Source organism: Chryseobacterium lathyri (assembly GCF_030812195.1).
Lineage (GTDB): Bacteria > Bacteroidota > Bacteroidia > Flavobacteriales > Weeksellaceae > Chryseobacterium > Chryseobacterium lathyri_A.
Genome location: NZ_JAUSSF010000001.1, coordinates 1,456,214 through 1,474,506 on the forward strand (window position 1 = coordinate 1,456,214; position 18,293 = coordinate 1,474,506).

Annotated in this window: 21 protein-coding genes; 17 read left to right on the plus strand and 4 right to left on the minus strand. The window is 37.2% G+C overall.

Annotated features, from left to right (window positions below):
* Window positions 1–170 precede the first annotated feature (170 nt).
* The 12 genes from J2T03_RS06550 to J2T03_RS06605 all read left to right on the plus strand — a co-directional run bounded on the left by J2T03_RS06550 (window position 171) and on the right by J2T03_RS06605 (window position 11,115).
* On the plus strand, window positions 171–1,595 hold the full coding sequence (locus J2T03_RS06550; RefSeq protein WP_307210152.1) for an anthranilate synthase component I family protein: 1,425 nt from the start codon (window positions 171–173) through the stop codon (window positions 1,593–1,595).
* Between the two features lie 75 nt (window positions 1,596–1,670).
* The gene (locus J2T03_RS06555; protein WP_307210154.1) at window positions 1,671–2,279 is read left to right on the plus strand and encodes an anthranilate synthase component II; all 609 of its coding nucleotides are present in this window, start codon (window positions 1,671–1,673) and stop codon (window positions 2,277–2,279) included.
* A gap of 38 nt (window positions 2,280–2,317) precedes the next feature.
* Window positions 2,318–3,307 carry an anthranilate phosphoribosyltransferase gene (trpD, locus tag J2T03_RS06560; RefSeq protein ID WP_307210156.1) on the plus strand — a complete coding sequence of 330 codons (990 nt, stop codon included), beginning with the start codon at window positions 2,318–2,320 and terminating at the stop codon, window positions 3,305–3,307.
* Between the two features lie 59 nt (window positions 3,308–3,366).
* The gene (gene trpC / locus J2T03_RS06565) at window positions 3,367–4,146 is read left to right on the plus strand and encodes an indole-3-glycerol phosphate synthase TrpC (protein ID WP_307210158.1); all 780 of its coding nucleotides are present in this window, start codon (window positions 3,367–3,369) and stop codon (window positions 4,144–4,146) included.
* Window positions 4,147–4,163: 17 nt separating this feature from the next.
* Entirely contained in the window at window positions 4,164–4,823 is a 660-nt protein-coding gene (locus J2T03_RS06570) for a phosphoribosylanthranilate isomerase (protein ID WP_307210159.1), read from the plus strand.
* 24 nt (window positions 4,824–4,847) lie between these two features.
* Window positions 4,848–5,372 carry a hypothetical protein gene (locus J2T03_RS06575; RefSeq protein ID WP_307210161.1) on the plus strand — a complete coding sequence of 175 codons (525 nt, stop codon included), beginning with the start codon at window positions 4,848–4,850 and terminating at the stop codon, window positions 5,370–5,372.
* A gap of 45 nt (window positions 5,373–5,417) precedes the next feature.
* The gene (trpB, locus tag J2T03_RS06580; protein WP_307210163.1) at window positions 5,418–6,602 is read left to right on the plus strand and encodes a tryptophan synthase subunit beta; all 1,185 of its coding nucleotides are present in this window, start codon (window positions 5,418–5,420) and stop codon (window positions 6,600–6,602) included.
* A 97-nt stretch (window positions 6,603–6,699) separates the two neighbouring features.
* On the plus strand, window positions 6,700–7,434 hold the full coding sequence (trpA, locus tag J2T03_RS06585) for a tryptophan synthase subunit alpha (protein WP_307210165.1): 735 nt from the start codon (window positions 6,700–6,702) through the stop codon (window positions 7,432–7,434).
* 79 nt (window positions 7,435–7,513) lie between these two features.
* The gene (lipB, locus tag J2T03_RS06590) at window positions 7,514–8,242 is read left to right on the plus strand and encodes a lipoyl(octanoyl) transferase LipB (RefSeq protein WP_306845611.1); all 729 of its coding nucleotides are present in this window, start codon (window positions 7,514–7,516) and stop codon (window positions 8,240–8,242) included.
* Between the two features lie 183 nt (window positions 8,243–8,425).
* A complete protein-coding gene (locus tag J2T03_RS06595) occupies window positions 8,426–9,475 on the plus strand; it encodes a serine hydrolase domain-containing protein (RefSeq protein WP_307210166.1) in 1,050 nt (349 codons plus the stop codon).
* 305 nt (window positions 9,476–9,780) lie between these two features.
* Complete coding sequence (locus J2T03_RS06600) at window positions 9,781–10,734, plus strand: protein-glutamine glutaminase (protein WP_307210167.1); 954 nt, start codon at window positions 9,781–9,783, stop codon at window positions 10,732–10,734.
* A gap of 69 nt (window positions 10,735–10,803) precedes the next feature.
* Window positions 10,804–11,115 (plus strand): hypothetical protein, encoded by a 312-nt coding sequence (locus J2T03_RS06605; RefSeq protein WP_307210169.1) that lies wholly within the window; start codon window positions 10,804–10,806, stop codon window positions 11,113–11,115.
* Window positions 11,116–11,223: 108 nt separating this feature from the next.
* Here J2T03_RS06605 and J2T03_RS06610 read toward each other — a convergent pair whose 3' ends face one another.
* Window positions 11,224–11,976, minus strand: coding sequence for an SDR family oxidoreductase (locus J2T03_RS06610; protein ID WP_307210170.1), 753 nt, complete (start codon window positions 11,974–11,976; stop codon window positions 11,224–11,226).
* 250 nt (window positions 11,977–12,226) lie between these two features.
* Here J2T03_RS06610 and J2T03_RS06615 point away from each other — a divergent pair, with 250 nt between their 5' ends.
* The 5 genes from J2T03_RS06615 (at window position 12,227) to J2T03_RS06635 (ending at window position 15,377) form a co-directional block, all read left to right on the plus strand.
* Window positions 12,227–12,859, plus strand: a complete 633-nt coding sequence (locus J2T03_RS06615; RefSeq protein WP_306845603.1) for an NAD(P)H-dependent oxidoreductase — start codon at window positions 12,227–12,229, stop codon at window positions 12,857–12,859.
* A gap of 27 nt (window positions 12,860–12,886) precedes the next feature.
* Window positions 12,887–13,321: a MarR family winged helix-turn-helix transcriptional regulator gene (locus J2T03_RS06620; protein WP_307210171.1), complete on the plus strand. Its 435-nt coding sequence runs from the start codon at window positions 12,887–12,889 to the stop codon at window positions 13,319–13,321.
* The gene (locus J2T03_RS06625) at window positions 13,322–13,744 is read left to right on the plus strand and encodes an organic hydroperoxide resistance protein (RefSeq protein ID WP_307210173.1); all 423 of its coding nucleotides are present in this window, start codon (window positions 13,322–13,324) and stop codon (window positions 13,742–13,744) included.
* Between the two features lie 130 nt (window positions 13,745–13,874).
* A complete protein-coding gene (locus J2T03_RS06630; RefSeq protein WP_307210174.1) occupies window positions 13,875–14,435 on the plus strand; it encodes a YdcF family protein in 561 nt (186 codons plus the stop codon).
* 207 nt (window positions 14,436–14,642) lie between these two features.
* A complete protein-coding gene (locus J2T03_RS06635) occupies window positions 14,643–15,377 on the plus strand; it encodes an NERD domain-containing protein (RefSeq protein WP_307210176.1) in 735 nt (244 codons plus the stop codon).
* 3 nt (window positions 15,378–15,380) lie between these two features.
* Here J2T03_RS06635 and def read toward each other — a convergent pair whose 3' ends face one another.
* From def to J2T03_RS06650, 3 genes are all read right to left on the minus strand, one after another.
* Window positions 15,381–16,010: a peptide deformylase gene (gene def, locus J2T03_RS06640; RefSeq protein ID WP_307210178.1), complete on the minus strand. Its 630-nt coding sequence runs from the start codon at window positions 16,008–16,010 to the stop codon at window positions 15,381–15,383.
* 251 nt (window positions 16,011–16,261) lie between these two features.
* Window positions 16,262–17,134, minus strand: coding sequence for a ChaN family lipoprotein (locus J2T03_RS06645; protein WP_307210179.1), 873 nt, complete (start codon window positions 17,132–17,134; stop codon window positions 16,262–16,264).
* A 126-nt stretch (window positions 17,135–17,260) separates the two neighbouring features.
* A complete protein-coding gene (locus J2T03_RS06650; protein WP_307210181.1) occupies window positions 17,261–18,289 on the minus strand; it encodes a hemin-degrading factor in 1,029 nt (342 codons plus the stop codon).
* Window positions 18,290–18,293: the final 4 nt, after the last annotated feature.

Below are 18,293 nucleotides of genomic sequence, written 5' to 3' on the forward strand. Positions count from 1 at the left end.
GTTTAATATGAGCAACAATATTTGGTGGTGGCTTTCAAACTCTTCGTCGGGTCTGAAGGTATTGTCATGTTGCTAACGAGATAGCAAAATAATAAATATACAATATATAGGCTTTGACGGATTCCGTTGAAGCTTTTTTTATTTCATCCAAACAAAAAAATACAAGTCAGATGACCACTCAGAAAATAAAAATAAAAACCGATTCCAAAAAAACGCTGGGAGATCTTTATACTCCTATGAATATCTATCTTCAGATCAGAGACAGATTTCGGGACACTATTCTTCTGGAAAGCTCAGATTCTAAGAATATTGATAACAATTTCTCTTTTATCGCAGTCAATGCTGTGGCAGGAATTGAGGTTAAAAACCTTACAGAATATGAAATCAAGCTACCGGGTTCAGATCCTGTGAAACAGCTGATCGGGGAACGGAATATCACTGATATTTTTGATGAATTTCAAAGCGTTTTCGAGTGTGAAATTACCCATGATCCTATTGAACAGACCGCTCAGAGTCTTTTTGGATATACCAGTTTTGAAGCTGTTCAGTTTTTTGAAGACATCAGCCTAAAGCCACAAAGCCCAGAAGTAGAAATCCCGATTCTCCGCTACAGATTATACCAGTATGTGATTGCTATCAATCATTACAATGATGAGATGCACATTATCGAAAATCAAATCCCCGGGTTAAAATCTGAGATTTATCTGATGGAAAACCTGATCAGAAATCAGAATACTCCGGTCTACCCTTTCGAAAAAATTGATAGCGAAACCTCTAATCTTACAGATGAAGAATATATCGAACTGGTAAAAATTGCACAGAAGCATTGTATGAGAGGCGATGTTTTCCAACTGGTTTTAAGCAGGAGGTTTGAACAGAAATTCAAAGGGGATGAATTCAACGTATACCGCGCGCTCAGGAATATCAACCCTTCTCCCTATCTTTTCTTTTTCGACTATGGAAACTATAAATTATTCGGTTCCAGTCCCGAAAGCCAGCTGATTATCAAAGACAATAAAGCTATCATTCACCCTATTGCAGGAACTTTTAAAAGAACCGGGCACCTGGAAACTGATCTTCAGTCTATTGAAGCCTTAAAAAATGATCCGAAAGAAAATGCAGAGCACACCATGCTGGTAGATTTAGCAAGAAACGACCTTGGTAAACTCGGCAAAAATGTAACCGTTACCAAACTGAAAGAGATCCAGCTGTTTTCCCATGTTATTCATATGGTAAGCGAAGTTACAGCAGACCTTTCTGAAAACCTCAATCCTCTTGATATGGTTTCAGCAACCTTTCCTCAGGGAACTTTAAGCGGGGCTCCAAAACATAAAGCCCTTCAGCTTATTGATCAGTATGAAAAAGATTCCCGCGGTTATTATGGAGGCTGTATCGGTATGATCGGATTAAACGGAACCTGCAACCAGGCAATCATGATCCGTACTTTTTTAAGCAGAAACAATACCCTTTATTATCAGGCGGGAGCCGGATTGGTCGCAAAATCTGTCCCTGAAAGTGAACTACAGGAGGTGAACAATAAATTAAATGCCCTGAAAAAAGCAGTTGATAAAGCAGGTAAATTAGTGATGAGCTAAAATGATGAGTGACAATTTAAAACAGCAACCGCAACCAAAAACCATTCATCATCAAACAGTTAAAAGAACAAAAAAATGAACAATAATATCAACCAACCTATAACCAATACTCCACTTAAAGTTCTGGTTTTTGATAACTACGACAGCTTTACCTACAACCTCGTTCAGATTATTGAAAGAATTCTGGATCAGAAAGTGGATGTCGTAAGGAATGATCAGATCACATTGGAAGAGATCGGGAAATATGATAAAATTATCCTTTCTCCAGGCCCAGGCATTCCTGAAGAAGCAGGAATTTTGCTGGACCTGATCAGAGAATATGCTCCTACAAAAAGTATTTTAGGCGTATGTCTCGGACAGCAGGCTATTGCTGAAGCATTCGGAGGAAACCTGATCAATCTTTCTGAAATTTTCCATGGGGTGGCCACTTCTGCCGAACTGATTAAAGAAAACACTAAAATTTTCAAAAACCTGGCTTCAGGAATAGAAGTGGGAAGATACCACAGCTGGGCAGTCAATCCTGAAGGTTTTCCGGAAGAACTGGAAATTACCGCCATAGATAAAGACGGAATGATCATGGCGCTACAGCATAAAACCTATGATGTTCACGGTGTACAGTTCCATCCTGAAAGCATTTTAACTCCCGATGGAGAAGTCATTATCAAAAACTTCCTTTTACATTGAAAACTACAGAAATACCCAACCCTATAAAAACACCTCAGATGAAAGAGATTCTCCAATACCTGTTCAATCATCAAACCCTGTCCAAATCTGAGGCAAAGGCTACGATGACCGAGATCGCCCAGAATAAATTTAATTCTGCAGAAGTAACTGCATTCATCAGTGTATTCCTGATGCGGAATATTACATTGAAAGAACTCGAAGGCTTCAGAGAAGCCCTGTTGCAGATGGCAGTTCCCGTACATCTTAATACTGAAGATACCATAGATATTGTAGGGACCGGAGGTGATGGAAAAAACACGATCAATATATCAACGTTGGCAAGCTTTGTGGTAGCCGGAACAGGCCAGAAAGTTGCCAAACACGGAAACTATGGAGCTTCTGCCACTACCGGATCATCCAATGTGATGGAAGAACTTGGTTATCAGTTCAAAAACAATTCAGACCAGCTGAATGAAGATCTTGAAAAAGCCAATATCTGTTTTCTTCATGCTCCCTATTTCCATCCTGCACTTCAGTCTGTCGGTGCTTTACGAAAAGCTTTAGGATTAAGAACGTTTTTTAATCTTTTAGGTCCGCTGGTCAATCCTGCCAAACCGAAATATTCAGTGATCGGGGTATATAATCTTGAAATTGCCAGGATCTACCAATATCTTCTGCAGAAAGAAGAACGCGAGTTTATCCTTGTACATGGCCTGGATGGATATGATGAAATAAGCCTTACCCAGGACAGCAAGATCATTACAAAAAGTGGTGAAGAAATTTATTCTGCCCAAGATCTGGGATTTGATTCTGTAAGTCCGGAAAGTATTAAAGCAGGAGAAACCCCTCAGGAATCAGCTAAGATTTTCAGGAATATCCTGGAAGGGAAAGGTTCAATACAACAAAACGCTGTAGTGCTTGCCAATGCATCAACCGCTCTTTTTCACACTAAGAAATTCGGAACCTATGAAGATTGCCTTGCACTGGCAAAAGAAAGTCTGGAAAGTGGAAAGGCACTAAGAAGCCTTGAATTATTAATAAATGGCTAATAATTAATTCAAACTATTCTCCTCCTCTAAACCTAACTTCTAACTTCTAGTTTAAAAAAATGACAATACTGGATAAAATTATTGAGAGAAAAAAAGAAGAAATTGCAGTTTCAAAAACAAAAATTTCAATTGACCATCTGAAAAATTCAGAATTTTTTGGAAGAAAAAGCTTTTCCCTGAAAGAATCTGTCAAAAATAAAAGCGGAATTATCGCTGAATTTAAAAGAAAATCTCCTTCAAAAGGAATTATCAATAATCAGGTTCAACCTCTGGAGGTAGCTTCTGCCTATGAAAATTTTGGAGCATCCGGAATTTCTATTCTGACTGACACTGATTTTTTTGGAGGAAGCTTTGATGATATTTTGAATGTAAGAAACCATATCAGTATCCCTATTCTCAGGAAAGATTTTATGGTGGATGAATACCAGTTTTATGAAGCCAAAAGCATCGGAGCTGATGCTGTTCTACTGATCGCCGCCTGCCTGTCGCCCAATCAGGTGTTGGAATTTACAGAGCTGGCCCATCAGCTGGATCTTGAAGTCCTCTTGGAGATTCACACAGAAGACGAGCTAGGACATTTCAATTCTAAAATTGAGCTTGTGGGCATCAACAACAGAAACTTAAAGGATTTTAAGGTTGATCTCCAGCATTCCGTCCTTTTAAAAGACCAGCTTCCGAAAGATGCTCTGTCTGTCGCAGAAAGCGGCATTTACAGTATAGAAGATTTTAAATATTTAAAGGAAAAAGGATTTGACGGTTTTCTGATGGGAGAGTATTTTATGAAGAATGAAGATCCGGCACACCAATTCGCTGAATTTATTTCCCATGTAGGAATATAACACTTATCAATCTAGCAATGAGTAAAAATCAGCAACCTCAACTTAAAGTCTGCGGTTTGACCCAGTTAAATCAAATTCATGAATTGATTTCCATGAAAACAGATTTTCTTGGTTTTATTTTCTATGAAAAATCACCAAGGTATGTCTTGAATCATTTGAATCTGGAAGATATTTTGAAAATCAACCATCCGGGGAAAACAGGAGTTTTTGTTAATGAAGAAATTGATATCATTACAGATATTGCAAAAAAAGCTGGATTGAATTTCATTCAGCTTCATGGTGACGAAAATGAAGATTTTGTGATCAAATTAAAACAAAATATCAGATCAGAAATTAAAATTATAAAAGTCATCAGGATCGGAGATAATAATCAGGAAACAGAGGAAAAAACAGAAAAAGCACTCAATTCTCACGTTTTGATTGTCGATTATTTTCTCTTCGATACGGACAGCAAAGCATTCGGGGGAACTGGAAAACAATTCAACTGGACGATCTTGAATACACTGAAAATTCCACTTCCCTACTTTCTGAGTGGTGGAATTTCAGAGGAGAACATTGAAAATATCAGCCTTTTGGAAAAGAAGCCTTTTGCCATAGATATTAATTCAAAGTTTGAACTGGAACCGGGAATTAAAGACCTGGAAAAAATAAAAAAATTCATTTCGAAAGCGTTCTGAAAAGAACAACAAAAAATACACAAGATGATGAACATCCATCTGCTAAAAAAAACATTTTATAAAACCTTATTCCCGCCCAAATTCGGGAATGAAAAAATTCAGGCTCTGTACAATTTTGTTTCACAGAATGACAGCGACGCAGAGAACTGGGCCATTGATAAACAGCTGCAGGAATTTATAGATATTATTAAGATTTTTGATGGTGATGATATCCAGTATTTCTTTGAAAGAATCGGTTTATGGAATAGCTATTATCTGGTGATTATTTCTGACAAGTTTTTAGACAGCCATGTAAAAACAAATGTTAAATACGATCTGGGAAAGATTTATGCTAAAATTTTTCTGCTCTATGAAGATTCCGATCCTTATTTCTTAATTGACAATCTGGAAATTGCCATTACGATGTATGATTCAAAAATAGATACTGCCACTTTGATAGACCTGATCAGTAAAATTGAACTTCTTCATCATAAAAAACTGATCACCAGACAGCAGAGGAATTACAACATACAATTTATCAATACGCTGATCGATGGAATATCAAGCTAAGGATGATACTCAGAAAATGCTTATTTAATGACTAAAAATAATACAATGAATTATAAAAACCCTGATGAACACGGATATTATGGCGAATTTGGAGGTGCTTTCATCCCTGAAATGCTTTATCCGAATGTAGAGGAACTACAAAAAAACTATTTGAAGATCATAGAGTCTGAAGAGTTTCAGAATGAATACCAGGACCTGCTTAAAAATTATGTCGGGCGTGCTACACCACTCTATTTTGCTAAGAATTTAAGTCAGAAATATCATACTCAGATTTATCTGAAAAGAGAAGACCTCAACCATACCGGAGCGCATAAAATTAATAATGCTCTGGGGCAGGTTCTATTGGCAAAACGTCTCGGAAAAACAAGGATTATTGCAGAAACAGGGGCCGGACAGCACGGTGTGGCCACAGCTACAGCCTGCGCACTGCTTGGCCTGGAATGCATTGTTTATATGGGCGAGATCGACATCCAGCGACAGGCTCCGAATGTAGCAAGAATGAAAATGCTAGGCGCAGAAGTGATTCCGGCAACATCAGGTTCAAAAACCCTAAAAGACGCAGTAAATGAAGCTCTTAGAGACTGGATCAATAATCCCGTGACAACACATTACGTGATCGGAAGCGTGGTAGGACCTCATCCTTTTCCGGATCTGGTCGCCAGATTTCAAAGTATTATTTCAAAAGAGATCAGAGAACAGCTGCAAGAGAAAATTGGAAGAGAAAATCCCGACTACGTGATTGCCTGCGTAGGCGGAGGAAGCAATGCAGCGGGAACTTTTTATCATTTCGTAGAAGAAAAAGAGGTGAAGATCATTGCCGCAGAAGCTGGTGGATTGGGCGTAGACTCTGGAAAATCTGCAGCCACAACTTTTTTGGGAACTTTAGGTGTTCTTCATGGAAGCAAAAGTCTTGTGATGCAAACTGAGGATGGACAGGTAATTGAGCCCCACTCTATCTCTGCAGGGCTTGATTATCCGGGAATCGGGCCTTTCCATGCTCATCTGTTTAAGGAAAAACGGGCAGAATTCTTCAGCATCAATGATGAGGAAGCATTAAGGTCCGCTTTTGAACTGACAAAACTGGAAGGAATCATTCCTGCACTGGAAAGCTCACATGCGCTGGCTGTCTTAGACAAAAAGAAATTCGGTGAAGATGATATTGTTGTAATCTGCCTGAGCGGACGCGGAGATAAGGATATGGAAACTTATTTAAGAGAAATGAGAAGTTAGAGATTAGAAATTAGTCCTTTGACAACTTCAATTATAGTATCCTTCTAACTTCTAATCTCTAATTTCTAACATCTAACATCTAACATCTATTATAAAAATGAAAAAACTAAACATATATTTCACAGCAGGAATTCCGCAACTGGAAGATACTGCTGACATTATAAAACTGATCCAAAATTCCGGTGCTGATATGATGGAGATCGGGATGCCGTATTCCGATCCTGTAGCAGACGGCCCGGTGATCCAGCAGGCACATGAACTGGCATTAAAGAACGGAATGACCATTGAAAAACTGTTTTCGCAGCTGAGAACAGTAAAGAATGACATTCATATTCCCATTATCCTGATGGGATATATCAATCCGGTATTGAGTTTTGGATTTGAAGAGTTCTGTCGTGAATGTGCTGAAAGCGGAGTTTCAGGACTGATCATTCCTGACCTGCCCCCTATTGAATTTGAAAATAATTATCAGCAGATCTTAAAAAAATACAACCTTAATTTTACGTTTCTGGTTACTCCCGAAACTTCCGATGAAAGAATTCTGTATTTGGATTCTTTAAGTTCCGGATTTCTGTATGCGGTAAGCTCCTCATCAACCACAGGAAATGATAACGCTGTTCTGAAAAATGAAAATTATCTGTCAAGGCTGGCATCGCTTCCGATTAAAAACCCGGTGATGATAGGTTTTGGAATTAAATCAAAGGAAGATTTCGGGAATGTCACAGAAAAGGCTGCCGGCGGAATTATAGGAACTGCCTTCGTTAACACTTTATTGAACCATAAAGACTGGAAGAATGCTGCCATAGATTTTATCCATGCTGTAAAAGGGTAAAATTCACTAAATTTGTATGTCAAAAATGGTGTGAGATTACAATTTCATATAGCCATTGAAAGAAAACAGACATCAACGTATGAATACAAATCAAAATAAATCGGTAGAATTTGAAGATCTGGGTATAAAAGAATATCAGCCCGCCTGGGATTATCAGGAAAGCCTGATGAAAAATATTATTGATACCAAGATTAAAAACCGCGATTTACCCGCTGAGCAGCACATCATGACTCCGAATCACCTGTTATTGGTAGAGCATCCTCACGTTTATACATTGGGGAAAAGCGGTCATGAAGAAAATATGCTTGCAGGGATCGACAAACTGAAAGAAATAGACGCTACTTTCGTGAAAGTGAACCGTGGCGGAGATATTACTTATCATGGATACGGACAGATCGTTGGCTACCCTATTTTGGATCTTGAAAACTTCTTTACGGATATCCATTTGTATATGAGAAATCTGGAAGAAGTGATCATCCGGGCCATTGGTGAATTTGGTATTAAAGGCGAACGTTCCCCGGGAGAAACGGGTGTATGGCTGGATGTGGGAAAACCTTATGCCAGAAAGATCTGCGCAATGGGTGTAAAAGCCTCGCGATGGGTTACCCTTCACGGTTTCGCTTTGAATGTGAATACGGATATGCGTTATTTTGAATACATTATTCCATGCGGTATCAAAGATAAACAGGTGACTTCTGTAAAAAGAGAGCTTGAAAGAGAACTTTCTCCTGAAGAAATGGAAGACCTCAAAGGAAATATCAGAAAGCATTTTGCGGATGTTTTCGGAGCTGAACTTGTTCATAAATAATAAAAATTTTATCAGAAAATAAAGACCGGCCGTAGCTCTACAGCCGGTTTTCTTTATTTACAGATGAATCATGGTTCTAAATTCTAAAAGTTTTAATTTCAAGTTTTCTGATCCCGTATTATTTTAAAACTTATTTTTGGTTTTCTATAATTCTATCACCCCAACTCTAAACTTTTAAGCCCAATGAAACCAGTTATCGGAATCTTTTACACTGTAGCATTGCTTTTTTCAGCATCCTCATCTTATGGACAAAGCAAAGAAAATTATGCCAGCCGGATCGACAGTTTAATACAATCTCCCACTTCTCCCAGACCTTTCAACGGAGTTGTTCTCATCACACAAAACGGAAAAACGAAATACTCAAAAGCTTATGGTTTTAAGGACAGCCGGACAAAAATCCTGTTGAAAATGGATGACCAGTTTGAGATCATGTCCAACACCAAGCAGATCACTTCTGTATTATTATTAAAACAATATGAAAAAGGAAAAATCGATCTACAGGCTCCCATCAAAAAATATTTACCTTCCCTTACACAGCCCTGGGCCGATTCTGTAACAGTTCATCAACTCTTGAATCATACCCACGGAATTATTGACACAGAGAAACCTTTACTGTTTAAACCCGGTACAGAATTTAAGTATGGAAATTTGTCGAATATCCTTTTAGGAAAGATCATTGAAAAGGCTTCAGGTAAATCATATATTCAATCGGCTACTGATCTGTTCAAGGAACTTCATCTGAAAAACACATTCTGTTATTCAAAAGATAACCGCAGAAATCTCGTCTCGGGACACATAAATAAGGACAATAATTTTACTCCTGTTGAAAATTCATTCATCACTGATGAAAATATGCCTGCAGACGGTGTGATTACTACAGCAGAAGATATGGCACTCTGGAATTCACTCCTTCATAAAAAGAAAATTCTGAGCTCTAAAAGTTATAAACTCATGACGACATCATCTACATTGTCACAGCACGATGTATTTGGAAAAGAAAAATCCGGTTACGGTTATAATATGCGTATCGTGAAGTATAAAGGCATTCCCTACTTAGGACATACAGGCTTAGGTGATGGTTTCGCTTCTCTGAATGTCTATGTTCCTGGTTCCGATATAAGCATTATTGTTATGGAAAATCAAATGAGCGAAGACAGTAATTTATATTATTATCAGGAAGCGCTTATCAGAGATATTGTCTTGCAAAGCAGCCTTATGAAGAGCAAGCCATAATTATTTTAAGATAATAATATATTCCCGCCACTCTGTTGAGCGGGATTTTTTTGCTTTATGATTACTGAAATATATTGATATATTGTCATTGAAAGATCATATAAATTACCTAAAACAAAGGTTTTATTCAATATGAATAAAAATAATTTAATTTAAAATCCCAAATTAATTTGCTGGTATCTAAATTTTATTTACTTTTAATATCACAATAAAGTGAACTATTTTCTAATAGATTCAGCTTAAAAGATGACACACCAAAAACTTAGAGCAATATATTTATTACTAACCACCAAATTATGAGAATTATGAGAAATTTTTTGTTATCAATGATGGTATTTGTGACAGCTTTGTCATTTAATTCCTGTACAGACTCCAGTGCAGAACAGCAGATGAGTCAGAACGAAACCAGCAATAAAACTCTGACGGATCTTGGAAAAACAGTACCGGTAGGGATAGAAGATGATAACGGAACATTGAAAGTATCATTCATTGTTACGGCCCAATTTTATACGATAACGCCAACTAAAGAAAATGAAAAGTACATCAGCCTGATCAGAGAAGCGGTAAACAACGAATCTCCGATCCAGGTTTTTATCAAGCCTAACACGCACGAAATTGCGAAAGTAGAAAAAGGAAGTGAAGAGGATATCCGCTTTTTTAAATCTGCCTATACCAAAGAGGTTAAAAGTGAAACCAACAAGTTAATAAGCGTTCTTCCTAATGTAGCTACATTAAACAGTATGTTTGCTCTGATCAAAAACCAGGCTTGCGGTACTTCTACAGCATCTTCACCATGCATCACATTCAGATATCCTGTAGACGGATGCTATGCAAGAGCACACAAAATGAGACAAATTCTTATCAATAATGGCTACGACTGTGAAAAACAGTTTGTATATGGAAACCTAAAAGCCTCTACAGGTACTTGTTGTGTAGCATGGAGTTACCATGTTGCGATCCTTGTAAGCTATAAAAATGCATCAGGTGTTACAGAAAAAAGAATCATAGATCCTTCCCTTTTCCCTAGCGGACCTGTTACAGATACGGCATGGAGAAATGCATGTATCAATACCAGCTGTGGATCTGCATCTGTATCTTCCTATGCCAATACAGCAGGAAATGTATATTACAGAAGCCCTACCAATTCTTATCTGTATGACAATAATTTAGTGAATACCAACTGTGTCCTGACTATATTCTCACCATATTCCGGATGCTCACCATCACCGGCTCCAAGCGTTGCAAGCTGTGGATTCTAATTAACATAAACAGCTTCTGCCGAATTTTTCATAACTTAATGGCAGAAGCTTTTTACTAAATATTTTTTTATGAAAATCTGGCCTTATCTCTTATTCATACTGTTTATGATCGCATCCTGTTCCGGCAGTTCAAGTTCACAGAACCTGACCTGGTATAATAATTCCGTTATTACTAATGTATCTGAAGACCCGGAAAAACCGGAAGAGTTCACCCGTGTATCCATAGGAATAAGCCCGCAGATTTTTTATCTGGCTAAAAAATCAGATGACTATAAAGCTCTTCTGAAAAAGACAAGACTGAGCCACAAAAATGGGAAACCATTTAATATTGGTATAGAAAACAATACTAATATTATTAGGCAGATCAATGAAATCCATTAACATAACAATCTTTGTGGTCAAAAATACTGTACTTAAAACTGACTGATGAAAGAAAATCAGACGATTTCTTCAAAAAGTCCCCATCATCTCATGATGGGGATTTTTAATTTACCTGATTACAGAGATACCGGCATCTACTTTGATTTCTACCCCGTGGATGTAAGAAGACTCTTCAGAAGCTAAAAACAATACTGCATTGGCAACTTCCTCCGGCTCTCCCAATCTTTTCAAAGGAATAGTAGGAATAATATCATGAACAGCACTGTCAATCTGCTCAGCGTTCAAACCTGTGTTATTAAATATATTGGTTTTAATATGTCCGGGACTTATTCCATTAACTCGAATTCCACGTTCTGTAAGTTCTAAAGCAAAAGTTTTGATAAAAGACTGCACCGCTGATTTTGCAGCAGAATAAATTGAAAAATTAGGCATTGCAATCTCAGTTGCCACAGAAGTATTGAAAATAACAGAACTTCCTTTTCCCATTAAAGGCAATATTTGTTGCACAGTAAAGAAAGAGCCTTTAACAAGCATGTTGAAAAGCTCATCAAAATGATCTTCGTTCACATGTTCGATAGGAAAAAATTTCCCGTAACCCGCATTCGCGAAGAGCACTTCGATAGTATTTGTATATTTTCTCACCTCATGCTGCAGATTCATAAGGTCTTTCATACTTCCTGCATCAGAAACAATTCCGAAAGCTTTACCATCCAGTTTTTCTAATGCCTTACTTACCGTTTCTTCACTTCGGCCTGTGATAATTACCTTGCCCCCTTCATTGATGAACTTCTGTGCTGTTGCGAATCCCATACCATTAGTTCCTCCTGTGATCAGGGCTGTTTTGTCTTTAAATCTGTACATTGTTTTTTTATTATAAAATTATACTGCAAAGCTTCAAATAAAGAGCTTCACAAAAAATCCGGTTCTTGCTGAAAATAAAGAAACTAAAATTGATTGGTTGCTTTAATTTGTTTTTTCTACAATCAGCATCAATTAAATCTATCAAAATTAAATTGCGCACAATTTAATTAAGTATACCTTTGTATCAGAATTCATCGCCGATATTTTGAGGCATGACAAACACAAAAAGTATAAATTTAAAATAATAGAAATGTCATTAATAGAAGACTTACAATGGAGACATGCAGTAAAAGCATACGATCCTTCAAAAAAAGTATCACAGGAAGATCTTAACACCATTTTAGAAGCAGCCAGACTCGCTCCCACTTCATCAGGGCTTCAGCCATTCCGTGTTATTGTGGTAGAAAACCAAGAATTAAAAGAAAAGATGGTAATGGGAGCATTAAATCCCGAAGTAATGAGAGACAGCTCCCATGTTTTAGTATTTGCTGCCTGGGACAGTTATTCTGACGAAAAAATAGATAAAGTGTACGATCATCATACCGATGTAAGAGATCTTCCAAGAGGCCGTTTCAGCAGTTATACCGATAAAATCAAAGAAATATATGGAGCTCAGACTCCTGAACAGCATTTTGCTCACACTGCCCGTCAGACTTATATTGCATTAGGCTTGGCTATGGCACAGGCTGCAGAATTGAAGATCGACAGCACACCTGCGGAAGGATTCAGCAATGAAATAGTGGATGAAGTTCTTGGATTAAAAGAATTGGGGCTAAAAAGTGTCAGCCTTTTATACCTTGGCTACAGGGATGAAGAAAAGGACTGGCTGTCTGCAATGAAAAAAGTAAGAGTTCCTATGGAGGAATTCACCATAAAAAAGTAATATATTACCTCTTTCAAGTTCAGCTTTATGGAAAATTCAAAATCATTACAATTGGAAAACCAGATCTGCTTTCCGCTTTATGTTATTGCCAAGGAGATCACAGGACTCTACCGGCCATTCCTCGACGAGATCGATATTACGTATCCGCAGTATCTCGTGATGATGGTATTATGGGAAAATGATGGTCTTGGGGTGAGCCATATCGGTGAAAAGCTGTTTCTGGACAGCGGAACTTTAACGCCTCTTCTGAAAAGACTTGAGCGTAAGGGAATTATTTCCAGAAAGAGAAAAAAAGAGGATGAAAGAGTGGTTGAAGTCTTTTTAACGGAGTCGGGAAGACAGCTGCAACAGAAAGCCTGCGAAATTCCCGGAAAGATACAGAACAAGATTGGTATAGAGACGGAAGATTTGCTTCATCTCAAAGAAACGATCTTAAAAATATTAAGCAAAATAGAAAAATAAATGAAAACATTATATACAACAAAAGTTACAGCACAAGGTGGAAGAAACGGCCATGTGAAAAGTGAAAACGGAGTTTTGGAACTGGATGTAAGAATGCCTAAAAGCTTAGGTGGCGGTAATGACGACTTTGCTAATCCTGAAATGCTTTTTGCAGCCGGATATTCAGCTTGTTTTGACAGTGCGCTTAACAGGGTGATCAGCCTTTCTAAAGTAAAAACCGGTGAAACGACAGTTACAGCAAAGATCAGCATCGGGCAATTGGAAAACGGAGGGTTTGGTTTAGCAGCAGAACTGGATGTAAATATTCCGGGGGTTTCTGTTGAAGAAGCACAGGAATTAACTGAAAAAGCGCACCAGATTTGTCCATATTCTAATGCGACGAGAAATAATATGGAAGTGAAACTTTCGGTTACGAATAACTAAGTTTAATTCCTTTTTAATAAAAAAATCTGTTTCTTTGGAGACAGATTTTTTTGTTTAATAAATTATCTTCAATGGCTTAGAATTAAAAATTGTTTTCAAGCTAAAATTATTTATTTACTGCAATCATTTTATGAAAAACCGTAAACGAAAATTCAAAATATTTATTATCATTCTGTTTTTATGGCTGTGTGGACATTTGATTTATATAACTATTGACGGTTTGACAGACAAAAATATGCATGCAGATATCGCTGTCATTTTAGGCAATACAGTAAATGAAGATGGAACACTTTCAAAAAGGCTTGAAAAGCGTATGGAATGTGGACTTAATCTTTATCGTCATGGACGCGTAAAAAAAATATTGGTCAGTGGCGGACTGGGAAAAGAAGGATTTTACGAAGGAGACAAAATGAAAGAGTATTTAATTAAAAACAAAGTACCTGACAGCATCATAATCGTCGACAATTCTGGCAACAACACCCTTGCAACCGTGAATAACACACTTCAATTAAAAGACAGTTTAAATTTTCAAAGTTTAATTGTTGTTTCTCAATATTTTCACTTGACAAGAACTAAAATGTTATTTAGGAAGCAAGGTTTTAAAAACGTAAGCAGTGTAGGTCCTCGATATTTTGAATTGAGAGACCTATATTCGTTACTGAGAGAATTTGTGGCTTATTATATAGGATAAGATATTACAAAATGACCGATTATCTCGTTGCTGAATCACTCTTTTTAAAAGCATTCACTTTTTTGCAAGAATTATTTTTCTCCCTCTCTTTTTTATCTAAAATCAAGCTCCCGAAAAGATGCTCAATCTCATGGAAAATAACAGCTGTAAAGTCTTCAATTTCGGAAATCAGCTTCTTATGGGAGAAGATAAATATATACAAACAGCATGGACATTAGCTTTTTAATTATTTTTCTTCTAGGCATCCTATTCCTGCTCATTAAATATTATACTCCAAAAATAAAGGGATATATCGGCGAGCGCAGAGTTTCTGAAACCCTGAAAAGGCTGAGTAATGAGAAATATACTGTCCTGAATAATATTGAATTAAATATCAAAGGTTCCACCTCACAAATAGATCACATCATTGTTTCAGATTACGGGATATTCGTTATTGAAACCAAAAACTATAAAGGCTGGATTTTAGGCTATGAGAAAGACAGGTACTGGTTTCAGGTGATTTATAAATACAGACGTAAGTTTTACAATCCTGTTTTGCAGAACCAGGGTCATATCTATGCTTTAAAACATGTACTGAAAAATTATAAATATCTGAGATATTATTCGATAGTTGCTTTTACAAAAAGAGCAACCATTAAGACCAAAACATATACGGATGTTGTTTATACCAATAAATTGGTCAAAACAATTAAAAAATATGATTCAGCTTATATTAACCAACAAACCAAGAACGAAATTGTCGCAACAATTCTCACGGCAAGAACAAATAACCGGAATCAAGATAAAAAAATAATAGCCAATGCTAACATCTACAAAAATGGTTCATGCCCAAACTGTGGTGGAAATCTTATTAAAAGAAATGGTAAACATGGATTTTTTTGGGGTTGTGTTAATTTTCCGAAATGTAAATACACAAGAAATGAAAACCAATTCTTTTATTAAACATTATCTCGTCGTTGAATCACTCTTTTTAAAAGCATCCACCTTTTGATAAGAATCATTTTTCTCCTTTTCTTTTTTATCCGAAATCAGGATTCCGAAAAGATGGTCGATTTCATGTTGGAAAATAACAGCTGTAAAACCTTCAACAATTTCTGAATATTTCTGCCCTTTCAGATCTACATACTCTAACTGGATTACTTTACTTCTGTAAAACTGATCTCTGAATTCAGGAATGGATAAATCTCCTTCCGGACCCAGATTCTGTAATTCAGATCTCCAGACAATCACAGGGTTGATGAAATATTCCAGAGGATTTCCTTCTTTATCGAAACGCTGTACCCAGATCACTTTTCTGTTGATTCCGACCTGAGGTGCAGCAATTCCTACTCCACCGTCTGTTGAAAGAAGAGATTCTTTCATTCTTTTCACCAAAGTTGCTGTATTGACATCAACCGGATCAATTTCTGTTGAAAGGTTTAATAAAGTTTTATGCTGATGAGAATCTGTAGTCTGGTAAATTGGTAATGCTGTAGTAATATCTCCCTGATTAATAAGCGAAATTTCGTTTGATGCCAGTTTTTGAGCATTAATGAAGCCGATAAAGAAGATGAACAGAAAAGGTATTTTTTTCATTTTTTATTATTTGTGATACAAAGATAGCTAATGTGTTTCAACATATAATTGGGCTGAAGCCCTGCTTGGCTATTTTTATAATGACCGGGCTAAAGCCCGTTCCTATTGAATTTAAAAGGATTCATTATATATGGAAATTTAAAAGCTTCGACTCCGCTCGGCCTGACAACACTAATGTATCCACAGCAGTATTAACTGTCAGGCTGAGTGGAGTCAAAGCCTTTCTTTACACTATAAATCCGTTAAGAAAGTTAAAACGTTTTCGTCATATCAGCCGGAATGATCAGATTGAAATCTGTTGGGATATACTCTTTCGAGGGTACTTTCAATTCCGGGTCTTCGGATTCAAAAACAGAGATCACTGCCATTTTAAGATTAGGATTCTTCTGCTTGATATACCAGTAAATGCCTCCGAATTCCTTACTGTGGTAGTTTCCGTTGTAATGGATAAAAGTTTTTCCGGCCTGCATGCTTTTCAGGATAGATTCAGCCATGGTGGCATCTTTTGTGGCCTGGGCCGAAATGAAGTTCATGACCTTAGTTCCTTCGGCATGGTCGCCCATCATTGCTTTCATTTCCTGATAACCTGGGGTATCCAGCGTTACTTTAATAGGAAGCTGGGCAATGTATGTTTTCTCTTTTTCGCTTAATTTATTCAGAGACTCCAGCCCTTCTTTTGCCGTTTGAGAAGCATATCTTCTTGGAATATTCGTCGCTATAAAGCTCAGCTTTTTAGTTTTGGCAAAATCGACCAACGGTTTGTAATCTGTTGCATAATTGTTCCATAATCTGGCGGAATCTTTTAATGTTTTGGCATCAAAAATTCCACTCAGATACTTGTTCAGCTGAGCCTGATTATCTCTTTCGAACATTTCTGCCCCAAGAATAATCTGTCCGTTTTTCTTTTGGAATAAACCTTCCGTCACTTTTAGCTGAAGCCAGTGGTTAATGGAACTATTGTGATTCTCTCCAAAGAAAACAACATCATATTCAGCCAGCTCTTTAATCAGCTTCTCTGTTTTTACTTCCTTTCCCTTCTTATCATAAAACTGGTAGGCTTTAAAATCCTGTCCGCTAATAGAACAGAAACCGGCCAGCAAAATGGCGATGAAAATATTTTTCATTTTACTATTTTTTTAATACAAATGTTTTTTCACAAATATCACAATTTTTCATGCTTAATCTGTTTCATAAAAAAGACCGCCTTGAATTTAAAAAAACAAAACGGTCCGTTCAAAATCATCTAATTATTATTTCTCTAACTCTGCAACAAGATCTTTCCATTCCTGCAGTTCAGGAATTCCAGGCTTTCTTTTTCCGAAGAACTGAACGATGAAGTCTCCTTCTTTGTTGAATACTTCAATAGCCGTTACTTCACCATCTTCAGTAGGTTTCTTAACGATCCATGCTTCTGCAATTTTCGTAACATCCAGGTGTAAGTTGAAATCCGGGTCCATTACATTGAACCACTGCTGGTGCCAAAGTGTTTTCTTCACGTTTCCTGTATGGATCTGAATAATTCCTCTGTTTCCAACGAATACCATGATAGGAATATTCTTTTCTGAAGCGTCTTCCAGAACATTCACCACTTTAGAATTATCTATTTTTTTAGCAAATCCTTCCGGAGCCAGTCTTAGCGCCTGAGTTCTGCTTACCCCGAATTTTCTTGTCATCATAAAGAAATCGTGGGTATCTTTCAATTCTGTCCATGCCTTTTTGAATCCTTCAGCATCAATTTCAGAGTCAGCCTTTTCAGGAGCTTTTGGAGCTACGGCTTCAATAATGAAAGCCTGGCTTTGGTCTTCTGCTCTGAATTTTTCTACAATGGCATCAAAGGCTGTTTCATCACTATTTTTTGTAAGATAGATTTTATGAAGGGCAAGACCGTCTTTTCCGAAGAACTGAAGGCTTTTTTTGTCTCCTTCCACTACTGCAAATGCAGATTTCCAATGGTTAAGGAATATTCTAAGGTCAATATCCTCTCCAACAAAAAGCTGTGCATGAGGGCTGCTGAAATCACCGTTCTGGTAGATTCCTTTTCGTTCGTGCACACATTCGTCATTACGGGTAAGAGCCATTACTTTACCTAACTGTTCTGCTTCGGTAAGGATGGCAGGAAATTCAGGTTTCAGGACTGTTACTCCTTCCCCTATGCTTGTTGCCAATAATTCAGCTTCGCTTACGTTCAGCTGAGCTGCAGCATTTCTTATTCTTATATGTGGATTTTCTGCTCTCAGAGCTTCCCATTTTTCCTTTAAATCATTAACTAATGTGCTCATTATT